The sequence below is a fragment of the Streptomyces sp. NPDC057543 genome (assembly GCF_042801895.1).
GTDB lineage: Bacteria > Actinomycetota > Actinomycetes > Streptomycetales > Streptomycetaceae > Streptomyces.
The window spans coordinates 1-21,891 of the sequence record NZ_JBHVFF010000135.1 but is presented as its reverse complement, the minus strand read 5'-3'; the positions used below and the strand labels follow the sequence as shown (position 1 = coordinate 21,891).

Genomic DNA, 21,891 nt, shown 5'->3' with positions numbered 1-21,891 from the left:
CCGCACCCCTGGGGGCATGCCCCCTGAACCCCCGCAATTCACCCGTATCGCAAGGAGATCCCCGTGGCAGTCGTCGCGGAACCCACCCGCCGCCGGGGCCGTCGCAGCGGGCCGCAGGCGCGCCGCGAGGCCCGGATCGGCCTGCTCTTCGTCCTTCCGTGTTTCCTGCTCTTCCTGGCCTTCCGGTTCGGCCCGGGCATCGCCGGTGTGCTGATGAGCTTCACCGACTACTCCCTGACCGGCGGCGGCAGATTCGTCGGACTGGACAACTTCACCCGCCTGTGGGACGACCCGCTGTTCTGGCAGGCGCTGAAGGTCACGGTCCTGTACACCGTGCTCGCCGTGCCGGGCACGCTCATCGCGTCGGTGTCCCTGGCACTGATCACCCGCCGCGCGTTCCGCGGCGCCAAGTTCTTCCGTTCGGTGTTCTTCCTCCCGGTCGTCACCTCGCTGGTGCTGGCCGCCACCGTCTTCGTCTGGATCTTCTCGACCGGCGGCCCGTGGCCCACGCTGATGAGCTGGTTCGGGATGTCCGAGGGTTCCTGGCTCTCCGACGACGTGCTGGTGCTGCCCGCGCTCGCGATCGTCGGCGTCTGGTCCCGCTTCGGATACGGGATGCTCATCCTGCTGGCCCGGATGCAGGACATCCCGCGGGAGCTGGAGGAGGCGGCCCTCACCGACGGCGCGGGCCCCTGGCAGCGGTTCCGGTACATCGTGCTGCCGCAGCTCAAGCCCGCCCTGTTCTTCCTCGCCGTGATCGAGACGACGGCCTCGTTCCAGGTCTTCGACGCGGTCTACACGATGACCGGCGGCGGCCCCGCCAACGCCAGCTACACGCTCGTCTTCCAGCTCTACGACGCGGGCTTCAAGTACTTCGACCTGGGCTACGCCTCCGCCATCGGCGTCGCGCTCTTCGCGCTGACCGTGGTGGTCGCGGTGATCCAGCGGCTCGTGATCGGGAAGGACCAGTGACCATGACGGCAGCACCCGCAGAGACCGAGACCCCTCCGGCGAGCGAGGCTCCCGCGACGCCCGACCGGGCCGCGCGCCGGGCCGAACGCAAGCTGCGCAAGCTCTCGGAGCAGGACACCGTCCCGCACGGCATGCGCGCCACCCCGGCCGGCCGGATCGCGCGCGCCGCGCTGCTGACGGTGGCCGCCATCGTGACGATCTTCCCGTTCTACGCGATGGTCGTGCTCTCGCTGAAGCCGTCCGCGGCGGTCGAGTTCCCCGGCAGCCTGCTGCCGTGGCCGCTGACCGGCGAGGCGTACGGCACCGTCATGAACTCCCAGGACGTGCCGCGCTGGCTCGTCAACACCCTGCTCTACTCGGTCGTCTCGGTCGTCGGCGTGCTGCTGCTCGCCTCGCTCGCCGGGTACGCCTTCGCCAAGAAGCGCTTCCCGGGCCGGGAGACGATGTTCTGGTCGTTCCTGTCGATGGTGATGGTCCCGTACCACGTCACGATGATCCCGACGTTCGCGATGATCGCGAAGCTGGGCGGCGTGGACACGTACTGGGGTCTGATCGTGCCGACCCTGGCCAACGCCCAGGCGGTTTTCCTGATGCGCCAGTTCATCCAGGGGCTGCCGGACGAGCTCTTCGAGGCGGCCCGGCTCGACGGCTGCGGCGAGTGGCAGATCTTCTACCGGATCGTGCTGCCGTTGCTGAAGCCGATCCTCGCCACGCTCGGCGTCTTCGTCTTCCTGTGGCACTGGAACGACTTCCTGTGGCCGCTGGTCATCGGCCAGTCGACCGACATGCGCACCCTCACCGTCGGCATCGCCTCGCTCCAGCAGCAGAACGTGCCGCTCAATGTGGTGCTCTCCGGCTCCGTCATCGCGTTCGTGCCCATCTTCGCCGCGTACATGGTGGGACAGCGCTACTTCACCGAGGGCGTCACCGCGTCCGGAATCAAGGGATAGCTACGAATGTTCACCGATGAGGCCGCTCTCGAAGAGCGGCTCGCCACCCCCTCCCCCGCGCTCGTCGCCGACCTCGGCCGGCTCGAAGGCGATCTGCTGGTGCTCGGCGCGGGCGGCAAGATGGGCCCCAGCCTGTGCCGGCTGGCCCGCCGGGCGCTGGACGCCGCGGGCCGTACGGATGTGACCGTGTACGCGGTCTCCCGCTGGTCCGACAGGACCGCTGCCGACGAGTTGGAGGCCGCCGGGGTCTCCACCGTCGCCTTCGACCTGATGGACCCGGCCGCCGACCTGGCCGAACTGCCGGACGCCGGGAACGTCGTCTTCATGGTCGGCGCCAAGTTCGGTTCGGCCGGGGCGCCTTCGCACGCATGGGCCGTGAACGCCGCGATGCCGGACCGGGTGGCGCGCCGCTGGTCGGGTTCGCGGATCGCCGCGTTCTCCACCGGCAATGTGTACCCGCTGGTGCCGGTCTCCTCCGGCGGCTGCACCGAGTCCGACCCGGTCGGTCCGGTCGGCGAGTACGCCATGTCGTGCCTGGGCCGGGAGCGGATCTTCGGCCACGCGGCGCTGACCCGGGGAACCAAGGTCGCCAACATCCGCCTCAACTACGCGGTCGACCTGCGCTACGGCGTCCTCGCCGACATCGCCTACCGCGTGCAGGCGGGCGAGCCCGTGGATGTGACGACGGGGCACGCCAATGTGGTGTGGCAGGGGTACGCCAACGAGGTCGCCCTGCGCTCGCTGCTGCACGCCACCGACGGCGAGGCGTTCACCCTCAACCTCACCGGCCCGGAGACCGCTTCGGTGCGCCGCATCGCCCAGTGGTTCGGCGAGGAGTTCGGCAAGGAGCCGGTCTTCGAGGGCGAGGAGGCGCCGACCGCGCTGCTCTCCGACGCGAGCCGCTGCCACGCGCTCTTCGGCTACCCGGACGTCGCGCTGCGCACACTCGTCGAGTGGCAGGCCGACTGGCTGCGCCGCGGGCTGCCGCTCTCCGGCAAGCCCACCAAGTTCCAGGTCCGTGACGGAAGGTTCTGATCCACCCCATGTCCACTCCCTCCCTCCCGTCCGCCCCCGCCCTCTCCGGCGCGCTGGACGCACTCGCCCACGGCGCCGTGATCCCCGCGCACCCGCTGGCCCTGCACGACGACGGCTCCTTCGACGAGCGCAGGCAGCGGGCGCTGACCCGCTACTACCTCGGGTCGGGGGCGGGCGGGGTCGCCGTCGCCGTGCACACCACCCAGTTCGAGATACGTGAGCCGGAGGTCGGTCTGTTCCGGCCGGTCCTGGAGCTCGCCGCCGAGACGATCGACGCCGAGGCCGAACGCCCGTTCATCAAGGTCGCCGGTGCCTGCGGATACACGGCGCAGGCCGTCGCCGAGGCCGAGACCGCCGCCGGGCTCGGCTACAACGCGGTGCTGCTCAGCCCGGCCGTGCCCGGTGCGGACGAGAAGGGTCTGCTGGAACGGGCCCGGGCGGTCGGCGAGGTGCTGCCGGTGATCGGCTTCTATCTCCAAGAAGCCGTCGGCGGACGGTACTTGTCGCCCGGTTTCTGGTCCGCGTTCACCGACCTGCCGAACACGGTCGCGGTGAAGATCGCCCCGTTCGACCGGTACCGCACGGCCGATGTCGTACGGGCGGTGGCCGCCGCGGACCGCGCCGACGAGGTGGCGCTCTACACCGGCAACGACGACGACATCATCGGTGATCTGCTCACCCCGTACGAGACGGCCGGCGGCAAGCCGCGCTGGTTCGCGGGCGGCCTCCTCGGCCAGTGGGCCGTCTGGACGAGCTCCGCGGTGACCCTCCTCGACGACGTCCGCAAGGCGCGCGGCGGGGACCACGAGGCGATGCTGCGCTGCCTGGCGCGCCGCTCCGAACTGACCGATGCCAACAGCGCGGTCTTCGATGTGCGCGGCGCGTTCCGCGGCTGCATCGCCGGGGTGCACGAAGTGCTGCGCCGCCAGGGACTGCTGGCGAACATCCGGTGCCTGGACCCGGCCGAGACGCTCTCCCCCGGCCAGGCTGAGGAGATCAGCCGGGTGGCCGCGGCCTACCCTTGGCTGACCGATGACGCCTTCGTTGCGGAGCACCTCGATGCCTGGCTCTCCTGATCCAGCCGCCCCTTCCCGGGTGGTCGTCGCCGTACCTCCGGGCCTGCGGGCCCAGTTCTTCACCGCCGAGGTGTGGCGGGAGCTGGAGCGGGCGGCGGAGCTGACAGTCCTGGACGACCATCGCGACCGGGCGGCGGTGACCGCGGCGCTGCCGGGAGCCCGGGCGCTGATCACCTCGTGGGGCGCGCCCCGAGTGGACGCCGGACTCCTCGCCTCGGCCGACCGGCTGGAGCTGGTGGCGCACACCGGCTCGGCTGTCGCCCCCTATGTCACAGAAGAGGTGTTCCGGCGGGGCATCCTGGTGACCCAGGCCGGGGACGAGATGGCCCGCCCGGTCGCCGAGGTGGCGCTCGCGTTCACACTCTCGCTGCTGCACCGCATCCAGCGCTTCGACCACGCGCTGCGCGGCGGGCTGGAGTGGGCGATGGCGAGCGAGGCCCCGCCGCGCCACGAGATCCACGGCAGCGACATCGGCGTGATCGGCGCCTCCCGCACCGGACGTGCCTACATCGCCCTGGTCCGGGCGATGGGGGCGCGGGTGAGCGTCACCGATCCGTACCTCTGCGACGCGGACGCCGAGGCGCTCGGCGTGCGGTCCGTACCGCTTCGAACGCTGCTGTCGCACAGCAGGATCGTCGCCGTGCACGCGCCGGTCACCGAGGAGACCCGCCGGATGATCGGCGCCGAGCAGCTGGCGCTGATGCCGGACGGAGCGGGCCTGGTGAACACCGCCAGGTCATGGCTGGTCGACGAGGACGCGCTCCTGGCCGAGGTGTCGTCGGGCCGGCTCGACGCGGCGATCGACGTCTTCGACACCGAGCCGCTGCCCGTCGGCCATCCGTTCCGCTCCCTGCCGAATGTGCTGCTCACCCCGCATCAGGCGGCGGGCAGCGTCGAATGCCGGCAGCGGCTCGGCATGAGCGCCGTCAACGAGGTGCTGCGGCTGCTCGCCGGGCGCCCCCCGGTCCACGCCGTCACCGCCGACGCCCTCACCCGTCTGCACTAGGACCTCTCGTTCGGATCACGCCGGGCTCGCCTGCCCCGGCGCCGCGCCTCGCCGCGTCGTCGTCAGTCCTCCCCCGGCTCTCGGCTCCGCTCGAGCAGGGGAGACCCCATCGACTCCGCCATGCCTCTTTCCTGCGCCTTGCGATGCACGGCACCGCGGTGACATCAGCCGCTCCGCGGCGGGCCGCTCCCTGATCCGGCCTGATCCGAACGAAGACCCCAGGGCTGCCGGCCGGAACGGTCCGTACCCCCGATCCCCCCTACCTGTCAGGAGAGTTCACCCTCATGCGACTGATGCGCATCGGCGAACCGGGCCATGAACGCCCCGTCGCCATCTGCCCCGAAGGCCGCCACCACGACCTGTCCGGCATCATCGACGACATCGACGGCGCGTTCCTCGCCGCGCTCGCCGACAATCCGCACCTGGTCCCCGCCGAGCCGACGCTCCCCGGAATCGACATCACGGGTCAGCGGATCGGCGCCCCGGTGGCCCGCCCCTCCGCGCTGCTCTGCATCGGCCAGAACTACGCGGCCCACGCGGCGGAATCGGGCAGCGAGCCGCCCGAGCAGCCGATCCTCTTCTACAAGTCGCCGAACACGATCGTCGGCCCGTACGACGACGTGCTGATCCCGCGCGGCTCGAAGAAGACCGACTGGGAGGTGGAGCTGGCCGTCGTCATCGGCCGCCGCGCCTCCTACCTGGACTCCCCCGCCGACGCCGCCGCGCACATCGCGGGCTACGCCGTCAGCAACGACGTCTCCGAGCGCGCCTTCCAGCTGGAGGAGTCGGGCGGCCAGTGGTCCAAGGGCAAGAGCTGCGCCACGTTCAATCCGCTGGGCCCGGTGCTGGTGACGGCCGACGAGGTCGGTGACCCGCAGCAGCTGCGGCTGCGCAGCTACGTCAACGGGGAGCCGCGGCAGGACTCCAGCACCGCGGACATGATCTTCAGCGTGGCACATCTGGTGCACCATCTGTCGCAGTACCTGGTGCTGGAGCCCGGCGACGTCATCAACACCGGTACCCCGCAGGGTGTGGCGCTGTCCGGGCGCTTCCCCTACCTGGGTCCGGACGATGTGATGGAGGTCGAGATCTCGGGCCTGGGCCGGCAGCGCAGCGTCTGCCGACCCGCGTGACCCGTACGGGTCGCAAACCAGCCTCAGTCCTCCGGGAGTTCGACCGGGGCGATGTCGTCGAAGACGTCGCCGGGGCCGGGGTTCGTCGCATCGGTCGCGCCGCCGAACTGGGTCATCACGCCCCAGACGGCGTTGAGCGCGGTCTGTACGGCGCCCTCGGCCCATCCGGCCGTCCAGGAGATGTCGTCGCCCGCGAGGAACAGCCCCCGCCGGTCGGCGGGCAGCCGGTCCTGCATGAAGTGGGTGAACAACCGTCGCTGGTAGCGGTAGTGGCCCGGCAGGTTGGCCTTGAACGCCCCCATGAAATAGGGCTCGTTCTCCCACGAGACCGTCACCGGGTTGCCGATGATGTGCTTCCTGATGTCGACGCCCGGATAGATCTCGCCGAGCGACTTGAGCATGACGTCCATGCGCTCGTTCGGGGAGAGCGGCAGCCACTTCAGGCTGTCGTCGCACCAGGTGTACGAGAGGCAGATGACGGCGGGCCGGTCGGGGCCGTCGTCCAGGAGGTACGTTCCCCGGGTCATCCGGTCGGTGAGCGTCATCGACATGACGTCGCGCCCGGTGGGCACCCCTGTGTCGTCGACGGCCCGGTCCAGCCAGAACGGCCGGTCGACGGGGACGAACAGCTTCGACGACTCCATGTAGTGGGTGCGCTCCATCGCCGTCCAGTGGTCGATCGGGAAGAGCGCGTCGTCGCAGTCGATCTTCGAGAGCAGCAGCCAGGACTGCCCGGTGAAGACGGCGGCCGGGTAGGTGCGGATGTCGCCGGTGGCGTCGGTGACGGTGATCCGGTTCCCGGCTGTGCGGTGCAGCCGGGTCACGGCAGGTCGCGGTTCGCCCCCGTGCAGCGAGGACAGCGACGTGCCGAGCGGCCAGTGGACGATCTTCTGCGGTTCGCGGTCCCAGAGCCGCAGCGGGAGCTGCTGGCTGCCGCCGACGATGGAGCGGTGGTGGTCGTCCGCCTCGGTGTAGACGACGCGCAGGATCTCCAGGATGGAGTTGGGGAAGTCGGTGTCCCAGCCGCCGGTGCCGAAGCCGACCTGGCCGAAGATCTCCCGGTGACGGAACGACTTGAACGCGTCGGAGTCGCAGAGGAATCCGTAGAAGGTCTGGTTGTCGAGCTTGTGGACGAGCTCCGCCCAGATCTCCCGGATGCGCGGCACATCGCGTTCGCGCATCGCCCGGTTCATGTCGGAGAAGTCCGCACCCTCCTCCAGACACCGGTTCCAGGCGTCCATCACCTCGCGGTAGACCTGCGGCAGATCGTCGACGGTCCGCGCGTAGTGCGAGGTGCCCTTGAGGTCGACGACGGTCGACGGGGTGGCCGGGGAGAGCGGGTTGGGGAACGGCTTCGTCTCCAGGCCGACCAGGTCGATGTAGTGCTGGAGCGCGGTGGAGGACGGCGGGAACCGCATCGCGCCCATTTCGGCCGTGAGTTCGGAGCCGCAGCCGTCGAATCCGACCGTACGCAGCCGGCCGCCGATCTCGTCCGCTTCGTAGACGACGGGCCTGAGCCCCATCTTCATCAGCTCGTACGCGGCGACGATGCCGGAGAGCCCGCCCCCGATGACGGCGACCTCGGTGCCGTGCTCGGTCGCCGGTATCTGTCCGATGCCCGCGGGGTGCGCCAGGAAGTCGTCGTACGCGTAAGGGAAGTCCGGCCCGAACATGGTGATCGGCTCGGTGGCGTCGGTGTGCTGGACGGCGTTGGGCACCGTGGACGTCATGGGGTACGGACTCCTTGCACAAAAAAAGACGGAACGGGGGTGACGGGTTCAGACGAGGGAGCCGTACAGACCGGGGCGCCGATCGCGCAGATACGGGTTGGCGGCGCGTGACGCGCTCAGGAACTCGGGGTCGACCTCACCGATGACGAGCTCCTCGCCACGTCCGGCGCGGCTGCGGACGGTGCCGTCGGGACCGGCCAGGCAGCTCAGCCCGACGAACTCGAACTCACCTTCCGGGCCGGTCCTGTTGACGTACGCCACGTACAGCTGGCTCTCGAAGGCGCGCACCGGCACGACGGACTCGGCGACGAACTGGAAGGGGTGCATCACCGCGGTGGGCACCAGCAGCAGACCCGTGCCCGCGAGGGCGTGCGCACGGACGTTCTCCGGGAACTCGACGTCGTAGCAGATCACGATCCCGATGCGGACGCCGTCGAGTTCGGCCTGGACGACGGGCTGCTCGCCCGGGGTGAACCACTCCTGCTCGAAGCAGCCGAAGAGGTGGGTCTTGCGGTAGTTCGCGAGCGCCGCGCCGTCCGGCCCGATGAGCTGTGCGGCGTTGAAGATCTCCTCGCCCGCACGCTCCGGGTAGCCGTAGAGGACCGCGAGCCCGTGCCGTACGGCGATCTCGGCGACCGCCCGGGCGGAAGGACCGTCGGCCGGTTCGGCCAGCCGGGGAACATCGCGCCCGATCGCGTACCCGGTCAGGAACAGCTCGGGGCAGACCAGCAGCCGGGCCCCGGCCTCCGCAGCCCGCCGCGCCGCTCCGTCGAGCACCTTGATGTTCTCGTCCACGTGCCCGGGTCGTCCGGAGCTCTGGAGCAGGGCGGTGCGCAACGGCGGCATGGCTGACCTCGGACGGTGCGGGCGGGGCGGGACGTAGGAGGGTGCGGAAGATCTCGGCCGTGGCCGAGATCATTCCCCTAGACGGTACGGTCCACCGCGCGGGCCCGACAAGGCACGACCGTTGCGCGCACACCATCGATCCATTGCGCGCCGACGGCCGGTGGCGGCGATTCATTGCGCTCGACGTCTTCGCAGGTCAAGCAGGTGACACAGATCTCGGCCCGCCCGGCGGATCAAGGCCGTCCGGCACATCGAACCCGTCCGGCGATTGAGGACGCAGCGGCCACCGGCCGCCGCGCGGCGCCCTACTCCGGCGCCCCCGACGAGTACCGCCTGAGCAACGGCGAAAGCACCAGCACGGACTTCGTCCGCTCCACATACGGCTCGCCCGCGATCCGCTCCAGCACCTGCTCGAAGTGGCGCATGTCCGCGGCGAAGACCTGCACGATCGCATCGGCCTCGCCCGTCACGGTGGAGGCCGAGGCGATCTCCGGATACCGGGCGAGCCCCCGCTTGATCGCCTCCGGCGACGTGTTCCGGCTGCAGTAGATCTCGATGAACCCCTCGGTCTCCCACCCCAGCGCCGCCGGGTCCACCCGCACCGTGAAGCCGGTGATCGCGCCCTCGGCGCGCAACCGGTCCACCCGGCGCTTCACGGCGGGTGCGGACAGACCGATGATCGCGCCGATGTCCGCGTAGGAGCGCCGGGCGTCTTCGGCGAGGGCGTGGACGATGCGTTCGTCGAGGTCGTTCAGGCGCACTTCGGGCGGTTCACTTCTCTGCGATGGCCGGTGTCGGGGGCGGCAGGAGCCGCCCCCGAAGTAGACCATGGCGCCACCCCGCCGGGCGCGCTCACCGCATCCGGTGACCGGTCAGAACGGGAACTGCGAGCGGCCGTGCTGTACCGAGATCCACTTCTGCGTGGTGAAGGCATCGACCATCGAATCGCCGTTCAGGCGGCCGAGGCCGGAGTTCTTCTCGCCGCCGAACGGGACGATCGGCTCGTCGTGGACCGTTCCGTCGTTGATGTGGATCATGCCGGTGTGGACGCGCTGCCCGATCCGTACACCGCGCTCGATGTCGCCGGTGTGCACGGCGCCGCTCAGGCCGTACGGGGTGTCGTTGGCGATCCGTACCGCCTCGTCGTCACCGTCGAAGGGCACGAGGAGTGCGACCGGCCCGAAGATCTCCTGGGAGAGGACGGGGGAATCGGCGGCCAGCCCGGTCAGCACGGACGGGCTCACCAGGTTGCCGTCGGCCCGGCCGTGCAGCAGGGCGGTCGCACCGGCCTCGACGGTCTGGTCGACGAGCGAGGAAATTGCCTCGGCCTGCGAGGAGTTGATCAGCGGGCCGATCACGGTCTCCGGGTCGGCCGGGTCACCGACCCGCAGCGACGCGACCTTGGCGACGAACTTCTCGGTGAACTCCTTCTCCACCGCCCGGTCGACCAGGATCCGGTTCGCGGCCATGCAGACCTGGCCCTGGTGCACGTACCGGCTGAAGACCGCGGCGTCCACGGCGTAGTCCAGATCGGCGTCGTCGAGGACGATGAGCGCGCTGTTGCCGCCGAGTTCGAGCACCGCGCGCTTGAGGTTCGCCGCGCACACCGTGGCGACGTGCCGTCCCACCTTGTCCGAGCCGGTGAAGGAGATGACCTGCGGAATGGGGTGCTCCAGCAGCGCGTCACCGATCTCGGCGATGTCGGTGACCACGACGTTCAGGAGACCGGCCGGCAGCCCCGCCTCCTCGAACACCTTCGCCACCAGCGTGCCGCCGCAGACCGGGGTGTTCTGGTGCGGCTTGAGCACCACCGCGTTGCCGAGCGCCAGGGCGGGGGCGACGGACTTCAGCGACAGCAGGAACGGGAAGTTGAACGGGCTGATGACGCCCACGACGCCGACGGGCACCCGGTAGACGCGGTTCTCCTTGCCCTCGGTCGGCGAGGGCAGAATCTGTCCGACGGGCCGCAGCGCGAGCTGGATCGACTCCCGCAGGAACTCCTTGGCGAGATGCAGTTCGAAGGCCGCCTTCAGCCGGGTGCCGCCCAGCTCCGCGACGATCGCGTCACTGATCTCGGGCTCACGTTCCTCGACGACGCGCAGCGCCCGCTCCAGCACCAGCCGCCGGGCGTACGGGTTGGTGTCGCCCCACGCCCGCTGCGCGGCCTCGGCGGACCGGTAGGCCTGGTCCACCTCGTCGGCCGTGGCGACCGTGATCGAGGCGAGCTTCTCCCCGTTGTACGGATTGAAGTCGATGATGTCCCAGGACCCCTTGCCCGGCCTCCACTCGCCGTCGATGTACTGATGGGCCAGATCGGTGAAGAAGGACATGAGATCCCTTACCACAGAGGAGCGGGCGGCTGATTGGGCTTCATGTTACTTACATTCCAACGAGGTTGAGGCGGATCGGAGCGGTATCCGGGGGCCGGAATCGGACATCCGTGCAAGCCACGAGAACACCCGGAAACACCGTTGCCCCCCACGGCTCGAACGGCCGTGAGGGGCAACGGTTTTGCGGAACTACGGGATCAACTCCAGCTGGCGTGCAGCGGCTTGCCCTCGGCGTATCCGGCGGCGCTCTGCACCCCGACGACCGCCTTCTCGGCGAACTCCTCCAGGGAGGCCGCACCGGCGTAGGTACAGGAGGAGCGGACGCCCGCGATGATCGAGTCGACAAGGTCCTCGACGCCGGGCCGGGCCGGGTCGAGGAACATCCGCGAGGTGGAGATGCCCTCCTCGAAGAGTGCCTTGCGGGCCCGGTCGTACGCCGACTCGTCCGACGTACGGTTCTTCACGGCGCGGGCGGACGCCATGCCGAAGGACTCCTTGTAGAAGCGGCCGTCGGAGGACTGCTGGAGGTCGCCGGGCGACTCGTACGTACCGGCGAACCAGGAGCCGATCATCACGTTGGACGCACCCGCGGCGAGCGCCATCGCGACATCGCGCGGGTGGCGGACACCACCGTCGGCCCAGACGTGCTTGCCGTACTTCTTCGCCTCGGCGGCGCACTCCAGGACGGCGGAGAACTGCGGTCGCCCCACGCCCGTCATCATCCGGGTGGTGCACATGGCGCCCGGTCCGACACCGACCTTGATGATGTCCGCGCCGGCCTCGACGAGGTCGCGCACGCCCTCGGCGGCGACGATGTTGCCCGCGACGACGGGCACCTGCGGGTCGAGCCCGCGAACGGCCCGGACCGCGTTGATCATGGACTCCTGGTGGCCGTGGGCGGTGTCCACGACGAGCGTGTCGATGCCCGCGTCGAGGAGCTGCTTGGCCTTGCCCGCGACATCGCCGTTGATCCCGACGGCGGCGGCGATCCGCAGCTTGCCGCCGGCGTCGGTGGCCGGGGTGTACAGGGTGGCGCGCAGTGCGGCCTTCCGGGTGAGGATGCCGACGAGCCGGCCGTTCGCGTCGACCGCGGGGGCGAGTTTGCGGTGGGCGCCGTCGAGCTTGTTGAACGCGTCACGCGGGTCGATGTCCGCGTCGAGCAGCACCAGGTCCCTGGACATGATCTCGGAAAGCTGGGTGAAGCGGTCGACGCCGGTCAGGTCGTGATCGGTGACGACACCGACGGGCCGCTGCTCCTCGTCGACGACGACGCCGGCGCCGTGCGCGCGCTTGGGCAGCAGGGACAGGGCGTCGGCGACCGTCTGGCCGGGGGCCAGCACGATCGGCGTGTCGAGCACCAGGTGCCGCGTTTTCACCCAGGAGACGACGTCGGCGACAACCTCGATCGGGATGTCCTGCGGGATGACGACGAGCCCGCCGCGGCGGGCGACCGTTTCGGCCATCCGGCGGCCCGCGATGGCCGTCATGTTCGCCACGACGAGAGGGATGGTGGTGCCGCTGCCGTCGGGTGAGGAGAGATCGACACCCTGGCGGGATCCGACCGCCGAACGGCCCGGGACCATGAAGACATCGTCGTACGTGAGGTCGTACGGGACCGAGGGGGAGTCTGTGTAGCGACCGGTGCCGGGCTCAAGAAAACGCATAACACTCATTTTTTCACACGAAACGGAGCGGGTCGCTTCCCCGAAGACACAGCAAATTCCCCCCGCGTTCGTACATTCCTCCGAAGGAACGGTGGCGGGGGTCCCGGGCAAGTGGAGCCTGCCTTGCCGACGGACCCTACCCGAGCCGCGTTCGAATCATTCGCGATCAACGTCCCTGGACCTGGTGACAAGGGGTCGGGTAGCTTCAAAACCCGCAGGTCCCGTGGGTCACCACGTCGCCCCGGAGGAACATGCGGAAGGGGCTCAACTTCCGTCACCCATACGACCGGAGAGGATCACGACCCAGCCGTGGAGAGCGAACTGCCGTATATCTACTGCCCGTTCCCCCAGCGAACGAATCCACACGTCGGGGACACCAGAGCCCATCTCGACGCCTGGATCCGCAACACCGGTCTGGTGCACCGGGATTCAGCCAGGGAACGCTTCGAGCAGGCGGACTTCGGAGCGTTCGTCGGCATGGTGTACCCGACCGCCGACGGCAAGAATCTCGACCTCGTCGCCGACTGGTTCGTGTGGCTGTTTCTCGTCGACGACCAGCTCGACGACGGTCATCTCGGCCGCAGCCCGGAGCGGGTGCGGGACGTGGTGGCGGTGATGCGGTCCGTGATCGAGGGCAACGGTACGGGCGGCGTGCCGGACGAGGAGCTCCCCGCCGCCGTGGTCGCCCTGGTCGATCTGTGGGACCGGACGACTCCGACCGTGGCCGAACACTGGCGCGCCCGGTTCGGCCGGCACCTGATCACGTATCTCACGACGGCCACCACCTGGGAGGCGGGAAACCGTGAGGCGGGTGTCGTGCCGCCCGAGGAGACGTACATCGCCAAGCGCCGCCACACCGGCGCGATACATGTCTGCATGGACCTGATAGAGATCGTGGCCGGGATCGAGGCACCCGAGTCGATCCACCACGACTCCCGGTTCATCACCGCGCTGGAAGCCTCGTGCAACGTCGTGTGCTGGGCCAACGACGTGTACTCCTACGAGAAGGAGCAGGTGCTCGGCGAGATCCACAATCTCGTCCACCTGGTCCGCCACCACCGCGGTTACGGCAAGCAGCAGGCACTGGAACACGTCTGCGCGGAGATCGCCGCGGAGACGGAGCGGTTCCTCACCGCCGAGGCCGAGCTGCTGGCCGCGTACCCGCAGCTGTCCTGGATGCTCACGCCGTACCTGGACGGGATGCGGAGCTGGATGCGCGGCAACCTGGACTGGTCCCGGCAGACCCCTCGCTACAACCCGGCCGATGTGAGCCAGTACGAGAAGCCGGAGCAGTACCTCGAGGCCACGGTCCTGGGCGTGGCCCAGGACTGAACCGCCGGGCCGCGCGTCTGCCGTCCGGGCGGCTCACCCGCCGTCACCCGCACGGTTCGGCCGCGTCCGGGCCCGTTCGGCGTCCGAGGACGAAACGGCCACCGGGCGGCCCCGGTATCAGTCACCGCCGTCCGCCGCCCGCACCCGCTCAGACCCCGTCCGGATCCGCCCGCTCCAGCGCCGGCCGTCGCGGCGCCGCCGACTCGGTCAGCAGGTAGTCCGCCGCCGCCGTGTCCGTCACCAGGCTGGTGACCAGACCGGACCGCAGCACCGCACCGATCGCCGCGGCCTTGCGCTGGCCGCCCGCGATCGCCACCACCTCGGGGATCCGGCGCAGTCGGTCCGCCTCGACCGTGATGCACCGCTCCCCCAGGTCCCGGCCGACCCGGCGTCCCTCCGTGTCGAAGAGGTGCGCGGACATCTCGGCGGCGACGCCGAGCGACGCGTAGTGCGCGCGCTCCTCGTCCGTCAGCATGTCGTGGACGGTGGAGATGCCCGGCTCCCAGGAGCCGATGGACACCGCGGCGACCGTCACCTTGTCGAAGTACTCGAAGGCGCGGGCGATACCGGTCTGGTGGCGCAGCGCGGCGGCCGTGGCCGGGTCGGGCAGCAGCATCGGGGCGTAGATGGGGTGGGCCTCACCGCCGGCCACCTGGGCGGCCCGGCGGACCGCCTCGACCGAGCCGCGCTCGGCCGTCCCCGCGTCGTACACGCCGGTGAGCTGCACGACCGTGCACGGCGGCAGCCGGTCGAGGGCCGCCGCCATATGGATCGTGGAGCGGCCCCAGGCCAGGCCGAGCACATCGCCCTCGTTCACCAGTTCGCCGAGGAGATCGGCCGCGACCTCCCCCAGGTTCTCCGGGTCGGGTGCGTCGTCCTGCTCCTCCGCGGGGGATTCGACGACGACCGCGTGACGCAGCCCGTAGCGGGCCCGGAGCGCGTCGGAGCGCTCGGCGTCCAGCTCGGCGGGGACACGGATCTCGATCCTCACGAGGTCGCGTTCCAGTGCCGTCTCCAGGACCCGGGCCACCTTGAAGCGGCTGACGCCGAACTCCTCGGCGATCTGGATCTTCGACTTTCCTTCGAGGTAGAAGCGGCGGGCCATGGCCGCCGCCTGCACCAGCTCCGCGGGCCCCATCCGCAGGGCGGACCGGCCCGCCGACATTGCAGACACCGCGATCTCCTCACTGCTGTTCACACTCTCGATACGCCGTTCATCCTGTCAGATCCGGCGATCCTTGATCGGTCCTGTCGGACCACGTTCATCTGCCCTTGGCCGGTCCGACCCGCAATCGGGGGCCGGAGCGGCTGCCGGCTCCGCTTCCGGTTTCAGTGGCCGCATGCCCAGGCCGCCGACGCGGTGGCCGCGTCGGCCCGCGCCCGCAGTGCGCGCACCGCTTCGGCCGGGTCCTCGGCCCCGTACACCGCCGAACCCGCGACGAACACGTCCGCACCGGCCTCGGCGCACCGCTCGATGGTGGACTCGGAGACGCCGCCGTCGACCTGGAGCCAGAGTTCGAGGCCGTGCTTGGAGATCAGCTCACGGGTGCGGCGGATCTTCGGCAGCATGATGTCCAGGAACGCCTGGCCGCCGAAGCCCGGCTCCACCGTCATGATCAACAGCATGTCGAGCTCGGGGAGCAGGTCCTCGTACGGCTCGATGGGCGTCGCGGGCTTGAGCGCCATGGCGGCGCGGGCGCCCTTGGCCCGGATCTCCCGCGCAAGTCGTACGGGGGCTGCCGCCGCCTCGACGTGGAAGGTGACGGAACCGGCTCCCGCCTCGACGTACTGCGGCGCCCAGCGGTCCGCTTCCTCGATCATCAGATGGCAGTCGAGCGGAGTGTCCGTGGCCCGGCTGAGCGATTCCACGATCGGCACGCCGAGGGTCAGATTGGGCACGAAGTGGTTGTCCATCACGTCGACGTGGAGCCAGTCGGCGCCTTCGACCGCCTTCGCCTCCTCGGCGAGACGGGCGAAATCGGCGGACAGGATGCTGGGGTTGATCTGGGCCATGTGCCAAGCCTGCCATGCTCGGCGCCACTTCCCCGCCCCGGTGCGGGCCAAAGCCTCACGGGATCATTACAGTTCGCTCGATCCGGACAGCCCACTCCGCGCGATCCGGGCTTTTCCGCCCGCGCCGGACCCGTCAGGCGGTGCGCCGCAGCAGTGCCAGGTACATCGCGTCCGTGCCGTGCAGATGCGGCCACAGCTGGACGTCGGGGCCGTCGCCGAGCGCGGGCACGCCGGGCATCAGCGGGCGGGCGTCGACCCACTCCGCCTCGACCGGCTCTCCGCCCCGGCCCTTGAGCACGTCCTCGACGACGACCCGGGTCTCCGCGAGATGCGGCGAGCAGGTCGCGTAGCCGACGATGCCGCCGACGCGGACCGCCTTCAACGCCTCGCGCAGCAGCCCGCGTTGCAGCGGTGCGAAGCTCTCCAGGTCCTCCGGGCGGCGGCGCCAGCGGGCCTCCGGACGGCGGCGCAGCGCGCCGAGTCCCGAGCACGGCACGTCCATCAGGATCCGGTCGAAGGTGCCGGGCCGCCACGGCGGGCGGGTGCCGTCGGCGGTGATCACCTGGTACGGGCCGGGATTGCCGGCCAGCGCGCGCTCGACGAGGCGGGCCCGGTGCGGCTGCTTCTCGGCGGCGAGCAGGGCGGCGCCGCGTTCGGCGGCGAGGGCGGCGAGCAGGGCGGCCTTGCCGCCGGGCCCGGCACAGCCGTCGAGCCAGCGGCTGTCGCTGCCCTCCACCGGCGCGTCGGCGAGGGCGGCGGCCACCAGCTGGCTGCCCTCGTCCTGGACTCCGGCGCGGCCCTCCTGCACGGCCGCGAGGGCGCCGGGCTCGCCGCCCTCGCCCATCCGTACGGCATGGGGCGACCAGCGGCCGGGCAGGCCGTTCCCGTCGCCGAGGGCGGTGAGCAGCTCCTCGGTGGTGGAGCGGCCGGGGCGGGCGACCAGCGTGACCTCGGGCCGTTCGTTGTCCGCTTCGAGGAGGTCCTCGATCCCGGCGCGGCCGCCGCCCAGCGCGTCCCAGAGGGCGGACACGATCCACCGCGGATGCGAGTGCACGACCGCGAGGTGGTCCTCGGCGTCCTCGTCGTACGACGGGGCGACGCGCGCCACCCAGCCGTCGAGATCGTCCGCGGCGACCTTCCGAAGGACGGCGTTGACGAACTTGGCACGCCCCTCACCGAGCACCACCCGGGCCAGCTCCACGCTGGCGGAGACGGCGGCGTGGGTGGGGATGCGGGTGCCGAGCAGCTGGTGCACGCCCATGTCGAGCACATCGAGGACCGGCGGATCGACCTCGCGCAGCGGCCGGTCGATGCAGGCGGCGACGATCGCGTCGTACGTCCCCTGGCGGCGCAGCGTCCCGTAGACCAGCTCGGTCGCCAGCGCCGCGTCCCGGCTGTCGAAGTCGCCCTTGGCCCGGGCCTTCTTCAGCAGCGGGGGAAGGACGAGGTTGGCGTACGCATCGCGTTCGTCGACCGCCCTGAGCGCTTCGAAGGCGAGGAACCGGACGGGGTCCTTCTTGGGCCGGCGATGCGGCTTGGCGGGACGGCGACGCTGCTGGTCGTTCACGTGAAAGGTGCTCCGCTGATGGTGAGAGGACGAACCCTCCCAGCCTACGTCGCCGCCCCGGTGCGGATCCCGCTAGCTCCCCAGCAGCTCGCCATGGACGATGCGCACCCCGCGGGCCCAGTCCGCGGCCCGCATCGGCTTCTTGCCCTGCGGCTGGACCCAGAGCAGTTCGACGGCGTGCGATCCGGTGCCCACGTACACGTTGTTCTTGGCCGCCGACAGTTCGCCGGGGGCCAGGTCGGCGCGGTCCAGTACGGGCACCGCCTGGATCAGCTTCAGCCGTTCCCCGCGGAACAGCGTCCACGCCCCCGGAGCGGGTGTGCAGCCGCGCACCACCCGGTCGACCCGCAGGGCGGGGGCGGACCACTGCACCTGGGCGTCCTCGACGGTGATCTTCGGTGCGAGGGTGACGCCGTCGGCGGGCTGCGGCGCGGCGTGCAGCGTGCTGTCCTCGATGCCGTCCATGGTCGCGACGAGGAGACCCGCACCGGCGAACGCAAGCCGGGTGAGCAGGTCGCCGCTGGTGTCGGTGGGCCGCACTTCTTCGGTGAGGACGCCGTACACCGGGCCGGAGTCGAGCCCCTCCTCGATCAGGAAGGTCGACGCACCGGTCACCTCGTCCCCGGCCATGATCGCGTGCTGTACGGGGGCCGCGCCGCGCCAGGCGGGCAGCAGCGAGAAGTGGAGGTTGACCCAGCCGCGGGCGGGTACGTCGAGCGCGGTCCTGGGCAGCAGCGCCCCGTAGGCGACGACGGGACAGCAGTCCGGGCCGATCTCCCGCAGCCGCGCCAGGAAGTCCTCGTCGCGCGGGCGGGCCGGCTTGAGCACCTCGATCCCGGCCTCCTCGGCCCGCTCGGCGACGGGGCTGGCGACCAGCCGGCGGCCTCGCCCGGCGGGGGCGTCGGGCCGGGTGACGACGGCGGCCACCTCGTGCCGGCCGGAGGCGATCAGGGCGTCCAGGGCGGGTACGGCTACCTCGGGGGTGCCTGCGAAGACGAGCTTCATGGGTGGCTGACTGCCTCTCAGGCCGAAACGTACGGTGACGAGCAACGCACAAGTCTATGGGCCGTATGCCCGGGGGGCGTACGCATCACCGTGCGCCCCTTCGATATGCGCATGCGCCCCTCCAGCGTGACCAGATCCACGGGTGATGCGTTGGTCAAGAGAGATTGACCGAAGCGAGCCGCCACGGTGCGGCCCGATCCCTTTCAACGCCGGTTCGAGAGGCTTCTTCATGGCCGACCACGCAACCCACGACGCCCAAGCGAGGGCCAGCCTGCATCTGTTGGTGCGGGACATCGAGCGGGTCCGGCGGCAGGTGGACGCGTTGCGCACGCTCACCGCCCAACTGGGCAACGTCTACCGTCCGCGCCGCTCCGGCCCGTCCACGGGCTTCGTCGTCTACGGCCGGGCCCCGGCCCCCACCGTCAGGCTGGCCCAGGAGTTGCGCGACAGCGTCGAGACCCTGGTCACCGCGGCAGTGGACTTCGACCGCTCGCTCGGCTTCTCCTGGGACGCGGTGGGCTCCGCGCTCGGGGTCACCAAGCAGGCGGTGCACCGCCGCTACGGCGCCCGCCGCAACGCCCGCCAGCCGGGACCGGCGGCCGAGACCGCCGCTCCCGAGACCGCGGTGGCGCGCCCCCTGCCCATGGCGCCCGGCTCCACCGGTACGCCACAGCTGCCCGCCGTGCCTGCCGCACGCTCCATGCCACCGCAGCCGTCGGCGGACCACCCGGCACTGCGCGAGGACCTGCGCCCGGGCGCCTTCCCCGGCCCACGCAACGGCTGACCGCGCCACCCGGCCTTCTGCCCCGCCGCGCCCGACGCCCGGCGGGGCAGCCGCGTCTGCGCCCCCGGTCCCGCCCCGTCGTCACCCGATGTCCGGCGGATCCACCCGGATCCGGACCTGTTCACCGCTCCCCCGGGCCATCCGCGCCGCCTGCGCCGCCTTCAACGCGGCCGCCAGCGCCGCCCCGCTCCCCGGAGGCACCCTGAGCAGGGCCCGCTCCCACGACTCGCCCGGCGGTGCGTCCCCGGGCCTGCGGGGCCTGCCGGGTTCGGCGCCCGGCACCGGGACCGGGCCGAGCACCTCGGCGTCCGGCGGCAGTTCGGCGGCCGTGAGGAACGCGGCGAGCGCCTCCGGCGAACCGGTCACCGAAGCCATCCGGGACACCGGCGGAAAGCCGAGCTCGGCCCGCTCCGCCAGCTCGCGGCGGGCGTGCCCGACCGGGTCCCAGCGCACCAGGGCCTGCACCGGCCGCAGGGTGGGCTCGGCGACGATCACCACCGTGCCGCCCTCCGGCTGCCCGCGCACCAGCGACGCCGCGGCCGTCCAGCGGCGCAGCGCCTCCTCACCGGCCCGCAGGTCGGGGCGGCCGACCATCGCCCACCCGTCCAGTAGCAGCGCGGCCGCGTAGCCGCCCTCGGCGACGGGTTCGGCGCCCGGGGTGCTGACGACCAGGGCGGGCACGTCCGGCACCGAGTCCAGGATGTGATCACGGCCCGACGTCCGCACCGGCACGGCCGGGAACGCCCGGCCGAGCTCCTCGGCGGTGCGCCGGGCCCCGACGATCTGGGCCCGCAGCCGGCTCCCGCCGCAGGCGACGCAGTGCCAGGCGGTCTCGGCCCGTCCGCACCAGGCGCAGTCGAGATCCCGCTGATCCGGTGCCTGGAGCGGTCCGGCGCAGTGCCGGCAACGAGCGGGTTCACGGCAGCGCTCGCAGGCGAGGCGGGGCGCGTATCCGCGGCGCGGCACCTGTACCAGGACGGGACCCTCGCGCAGCCCGTCCCGTACCGTCTGCCAGGCCAGGCTGGGCAGCCGGGCCGCCCGCGCGGCCCCGTCCCGCGCCAGCTCCCCGTCGCCGACCGTACGCACCAGGGGCGCCGCGCTCCGCAGCTGTTCCCGGTCCGCGCGCAGTGGGAGCGCCCAGCCGCTCTCCACCAGCTGGGCGGCTTCCACGGTGCAGTTCGTGCCGCCGAGCAGGAACGCGCACCGGCCGTACGCGGCTCGTAGTTCGAGCACTTCCCGGACGTGCGGGAAGGGGGCGTTGTCGTCGCTGTGGCTGGAGTCCCCGTCGTCCCAGACGGCGACCAGGCCGAGATCGGTGACAGGGGCGAACATCGCGGCCCTCGTCCCGACGACCGCCCGCACGGAGCCGCGCCGCACGGCGAGCCACTCCCGGTAGCGCTTCTCCGGTCCGGAGTCGGCGGTCAGCAGGGCGTGGCGTCCCCGGCCGAGCAGCTCGGTGAGCGCGGCATCCACCCGGCCGGCGGCCCGGCCGTCGGGCACGACGACGAGTGCGCCGCGCCCGGAGGCGAGGGTCGCGGCCATGGCCCGGGCGATCTCCTCGGGCCAGTGCGGGCCGGGCAGCGCGGTCCAGACGGCCCGGGGCGCACCGCTCTCGGCCAGTGCACGCAGGAACGCGGGCCCCTGTGCGTATCGCTCCCAGCTCCCCGCCGACGGGGCGGGCGGCGGGGGCAGCGGCTCGGGCGAGGGTTTGGCCTCGGCCCGTCCGTTCCTGGGCGGCACGGCGAGCTGCAGCACATCCGCGAGGCTGCCCGCGTAACGGTCGGCGACGGCCCGCGAGAGGGCGAGCAGCTCCGGTCCCAGCACCGGTTCGGGGGATACGACGTAGGCGAGCGCGGCGAGGGCACCCGGGTAGTCCGATTCGGCGAGCCGCTCCACAAGGAATCCGTCGATCAGTCCGCCGCCTTCGCGCCGGCCGCCGCGGACATTGCGCGCCCCGGCCCCGAATCGCACCCGCACCCGCACCCCGGGCTGTGCGTCGGCGTCGAGCTCCTCGGGGACGGCGTAGTCGAAGTACTGGTCGAGATGGAGCACGCCCTTGTTGACCAGCACCCGGGCGACGGGCCGCTCCTTGGCGAGCGCGGCGCCGCGCCAGGTCCGCGGCTTGGCCCGCGGCACCTTCGCCTTCCGTACCGTCTCCCGAATCAGCGCAAGCTGCTCCGGGGCCCCGCTCCCGGGGTCCTCGGATCGCTCGTTGTCGCTGCTCACAGCCAAATTCCTACCAGACGCCACTGACAGCCGCCCCGGCGCGAGCGACCGGCGGCCGCACGCACCGGGGCCCGGACACCGCGTGCGGCGTCCGGGCCCCGGCGTACAGACGGAGAGCGGCAGGCTTACGACCTCACCCGCGATGGAGAACGGGCTCCCGACGCCCTGCGACTCCGCCTCCGGCGTTGTCGTCGGTCAACGACGCTCCCCGTCGCTTCCCTC

18 protein-coding genes are annotated in these 21,891 nt (G+C 71.4%); 8 read left to right on the top strand and 10 right to left on the bottom strand.

Annotated elements, in window-relative coordinates; translation table 11 throughout:
• Positions 1-63: 63 nt before the first annotated feature.
• The 6 genes from ACFU8Q_RS22470 to ACFU8Q_RS22445 all read left to right on the top strand — a co-directional run bounded on the left by ACFU8Q_RS22470 (position 64) and on the right by ACFU8Q_RS22445 (position 6,172).
• Positions 64-972 carry a carbohydrate ABC transporter permease gene (locus tag ACFU8Q_RS22470; RefSeq protein WP_384456734.1) on the top strand — a complete coding sequence of 303 codons (909 nt, stop codon included), beginning with the start codon at positions 64-66 and terminating at the stop codon, positions 970-972.
• A gap of 2 nt (positions 973-974) precedes the next feature.
• Positions 975-1,922 (top strand): carbohydrate ABC transporter permease, encoded by a 948-nt coding sequence (locus tag ACFU8Q_RS22465; protein ID WP_384456732.1) that lies wholly within the window; start codon positions 975-977, stop codon positions 1,920-1,922.
• 6 nt (positions 1,923-1,928) lie between these two features.
• Complete coding sequence (locus tag ACFU8Q_RS22460; RefSeq protein WP_384456730.1) at positions 1,929-2,957, top strand: NAD-dependent epimerase/dehydratase family protein; 1,029 nt, start codon at positions 1,929-1,931, stop codon at positions 2,955-2,957.
• A gap of 8 nt (positions 2,958-2,965) precedes the next feature.
• Positions 2,966-4,033 carry a dihydrodipicolinate synthase family protein gene (locus tag ACFU8Q_RS22455; protein WP_384456728.1) on the top strand — a complete coding sequence of 356 codons (1,068 nt, stop codon included), beginning with the start codon at positions 2,966-2,968 and terminating at the stop codon, positions 4,031-4,033.
• Positions 4,017-5,039, top strand: coding sequence for a hydroxyacid dehydrogenase (locus ACFU8Q_RS22450; protein ID WP_384456726.1), 1,023 nt, complete (start codon positions 4,017-4,019; stop codon positions 5,037-5,039). Before ACFU8Q_RS22455 ends, ACFU8Q_RS22450 begins: the two co-directional genes overlap by 17 nt.
• A gap of 284 nt (positions 5,040-5,323) precedes the next feature.
• The gene (locus ACFU8Q_RS22445) at positions 5,324-6,172 is read left to right on the top strand and encodes a fumarylacetoacetate hydrolase family protein (RefSeq protein ID WP_384456725.1); all 849 of its coding nucleotides are present in this window, start codon (positions 5,324-5,326) and stop codon (positions 6,170-6,172) included.
• A gap of 23 nt (positions 6,173-6,195) precedes the next feature.
• Here the strand turns inward: ACFU8Q_RS22445 and ACFU8Q_RS22440 are convergent, their stop codons facing one another.
• The 5 genes from ACFU8Q_RS22440 to ACFU8Q_RS22420 form a co-directional block, all read right to left on the bottom strand.
• Positions 6,196-7,902, bottom strand: coding sequence for a flavin monoamine oxidase family protein (locus tag ACFU8Q_RS22440; protein WP_384456723.1), 1,707 nt, complete (start codon positions 7,900-7,902; stop codon positions 6,196-6,198).
• 48 nt (positions 7,903-7,950) lie between these two features.
• Positions 7,951-8,748: a carbon-nitrogen hydrolase family protein gene (locus ACFU8Q_RS22435; protein ID WP_384456721.1), complete on the bottom strand. Its 798-nt coding sequence runs from the start codon at positions 8,746-8,748 to the stop codon at positions 7,951-7,953.
• A gap of 305 nt (positions 8,749-9,053) precedes the next feature.
• Positions 9,054-9,509, bottom strand: coding sequence for an Lrp/AsnC family transcriptional regulator (locus ACFU8Q_RS22430; RefSeq protein ID WP_384456719.1), 456 nt, complete (start codon positions 9,507-9,509; stop codon positions 9,054-9,056).
• Between the two features lie 111 nt (positions 9,510-9,620).
• Complete coding sequence (locus ACFU8Q_RS22425) at positions 9,621-11,078, bottom strand: aldehyde dehydrogenase family protein (protein ID WP_384456717.1); 1,458 nt, start codon at positions 11,076-11,078, stop codon at positions 9,621-9,623.
• Between the two features lie 197 nt (positions 11,079-11,275).
• Positions 11,276-12,742 carry a GuaB1 family IMP dehydrogenase-related protein gene (locus tag ACFU8Q_RS22420; protein ID WP_384456715.1) on the bottom strand — a complete coding sequence of 489 codons (1,467 nt, stop codon included), beginning with the start codon at positions 12,740-12,742 and terminating at the stop codon, positions 11,276-11,278.
• Between the two features lie 309 nt (positions 12,743-13,051).
• Here ACFU8Q_RS22420 and ACFU8Q_RS22415 point away from each other — a divergent pair, with 309 nt between their 5' ends.
• Positions 13,052-14,074: a terpene cyclase gene (locus tag ACFU8Q_RS22415; RefSeq protein ID WP_384456713.1), complete on the top strand. Its 1,023-nt coding sequence runs from the start codon at positions 13,052-13,054 to the stop codon at positions 14,072-14,074.
• A 148-nt stretch (positions 14,075-14,222) separates the two neighbouring features.
• On the opposite strand, the gene ACFU8Q_RS22410 is transcribed toward ACFU8Q_RS22415, so the two are convergent.
• The 4 genes from ACFU8Q_RS22410 to fmt all read right to left on the bottom strand — a co-directional run bounded on the left by ACFU8Q_RS22410 (position 14,223) and on the right by fmt (position 18,659).
• Entirely contained in the window at positions 14,223-15,239 is a 1,017-nt protein-coding gene (locus ACFU8Q_RS22410) for a sugar-binding transcriptional regulator (RefSeq protein ID WP_383975331.1), read from the bottom strand.
• 164 nt (positions 15,240-15,403) lie between these two features.
• The gene (gene rpe, locus ACFU8Q_RS22405; RefSeq protein WP_384456711.1) at positions 15,404-16,087 is read right to left on the bottom strand and encodes a ribulose-phosphate 3-epimerase; all 684 of its coding nucleotides are present in this window, start codon (positions 16,085-16,087) and stop codon (positions 15,404-15,406) included.
• Positions 16,088-16,220: 133 nt separating this feature from the next.
• Positions 16,221-17,654, bottom strand: a complete 1,434-nt coding sequence (locus tag ACFU8Q_RS22400; protein ID WP_384456709.1) for an RsmB/NOP family class I SAM-dependent RNA methyltransferase — start codon at positions 17,652-17,654, stop codon at positions 16,221-16,223.
• Between the two features lie 72 nt (positions 17,655-17,726).
• Entirely contained in the window at positions 17,727-18,659 is a 933-nt protein-coding gene (gene fmt / locus ACFU8Q_RS22395) for a methionyl-tRNA formyltransferase (protein WP_384456707.1), read from the bottom strand.
• A 229-nt stretch (positions 18,660-18,888) separates the two neighbouring features.
• Between fmt and ACFU8Q_RS22390 the strand changes: the two genes are divergently transcribed.
• The gene (locus tag ACFU8Q_RS22390) at positions 18,889-19,443 is read left to right on the top strand and encodes a hypothetical protein (protein ID WP_384456705.1); all 555 of its coding nucleotides are present in this window, start codon (positions 18,889-18,891) and stop codon (positions 19,441-19,443) included.
• 81 nt (positions 19,444-19,524) lie between these two features.
• On the opposite strand, the gene ACFU8Q_RS22385 is transcribed toward ACFU8Q_RS22390, so the two are convergent.
• The gene (locus tag ACFU8Q_RS22385; protein WP_384456703.1) at positions 19,525-21,669 is read right to left on the bottom strand and encodes a primosomal protein N'; all 2,145 of its coding nucleotides are present in this window, start codon (positions 21,667-21,669) and stop codon (positions 19,525-19,527) included.
• Positions 21,670-21,891: the final 222 nt, after the last annotated feature.

Coding starts and splice junctions, on each gene's coding strand:
- ACFU8Q_RS22465 (WP_384456732.1), top strand. CDS start 975: ATGACGGCAGCACCCGCAGAGACCGAGACCCCTCCGGCGAGCGAGGCT.
- ACFU8Q_RS22460 (WP_384456730.1), top strand. CDS start 1,929: ATGTTCACCGATGAGGCCGCTCTCGAAGAGCGGCTCGCCACCCCCTCC.
- ACFU8Q_RS22455 (WP_384456728.1), top strand. CDS start 2,966: ATGTCCACTCCCTCCCTCCCGTCCGCCCCCGCCCTCTCCGGCGCGCTG.
- ACFU8Q_RS22450 (WP_384456726.1), top strand. CDS start 4,017: ATGCCTGGCTCTCCTGATCCAGCCGCCCCTTCCCGGGTGGTCGTCGCC.
- ACFU8Q_RS22445 (WP_384456725.1), top strand. CDS start 5,324: ATGCGACTGATGCGCATCGGCGAACCGGGCCATGAACGCCCCGTCGCC.
- ACFU8Q_RS22440 (WP_384456723.1), bottom strand. CDS start 7,902: ATGACGTCCACGGTGCCCAACGCCGTCCAGCACACCGACGCCACCGAG.
- ACFU8Q_RS22435 (WP_384456721.1), bottom strand. CDS start 8,748: ATGCCGCCGTTGCGCACCGCCCTGCTCCAGAGCTCCGGACGACCCGGG.
- ACFU8Q_RS22425 (WP_384456717.1), bottom strand. CDS start 11,078: ATGTCCTTCTTCACCGATCTGGCCCATCAGTACATCGACGGCGAGTGG.
- ACFU8Q_RS22420 (WP_384456715.1), bottom strand. CDS start 12,742: ATGCGTTTTCTTGAGCCCGGCACCGGTCGCTACACAGACTCCCCCTCG.
- ACFU8Q_RS22410 (WP_383975331.1), bottom strand. CDS start 15,239: ATGTCGGCGGGCCGGTCCGCCCTGCGGATGGGGCCCGCGGAGCTGGTG.
- rpe (WP_384456711.1), bottom strand. CDS start 16,087: ATGGCCCAGATCAACCCCAGCATCCTGTCCGCCGATTTCGCCCGTCTC.
- fmt (WP_384456707.1), bottom strand. CDS start 18,659: ATGAAGCTCGTCTTCGCAGGCACCCCCGAGGTAGCCGTACCCGCCCTG.
- ACFU8Q_RS22390 (WP_384456705.1), top strand. CDS start 18,889: ATGGCCGACCACGCAACCCACGACGCCCAAGCGAGGGCCAGCCTGCAT.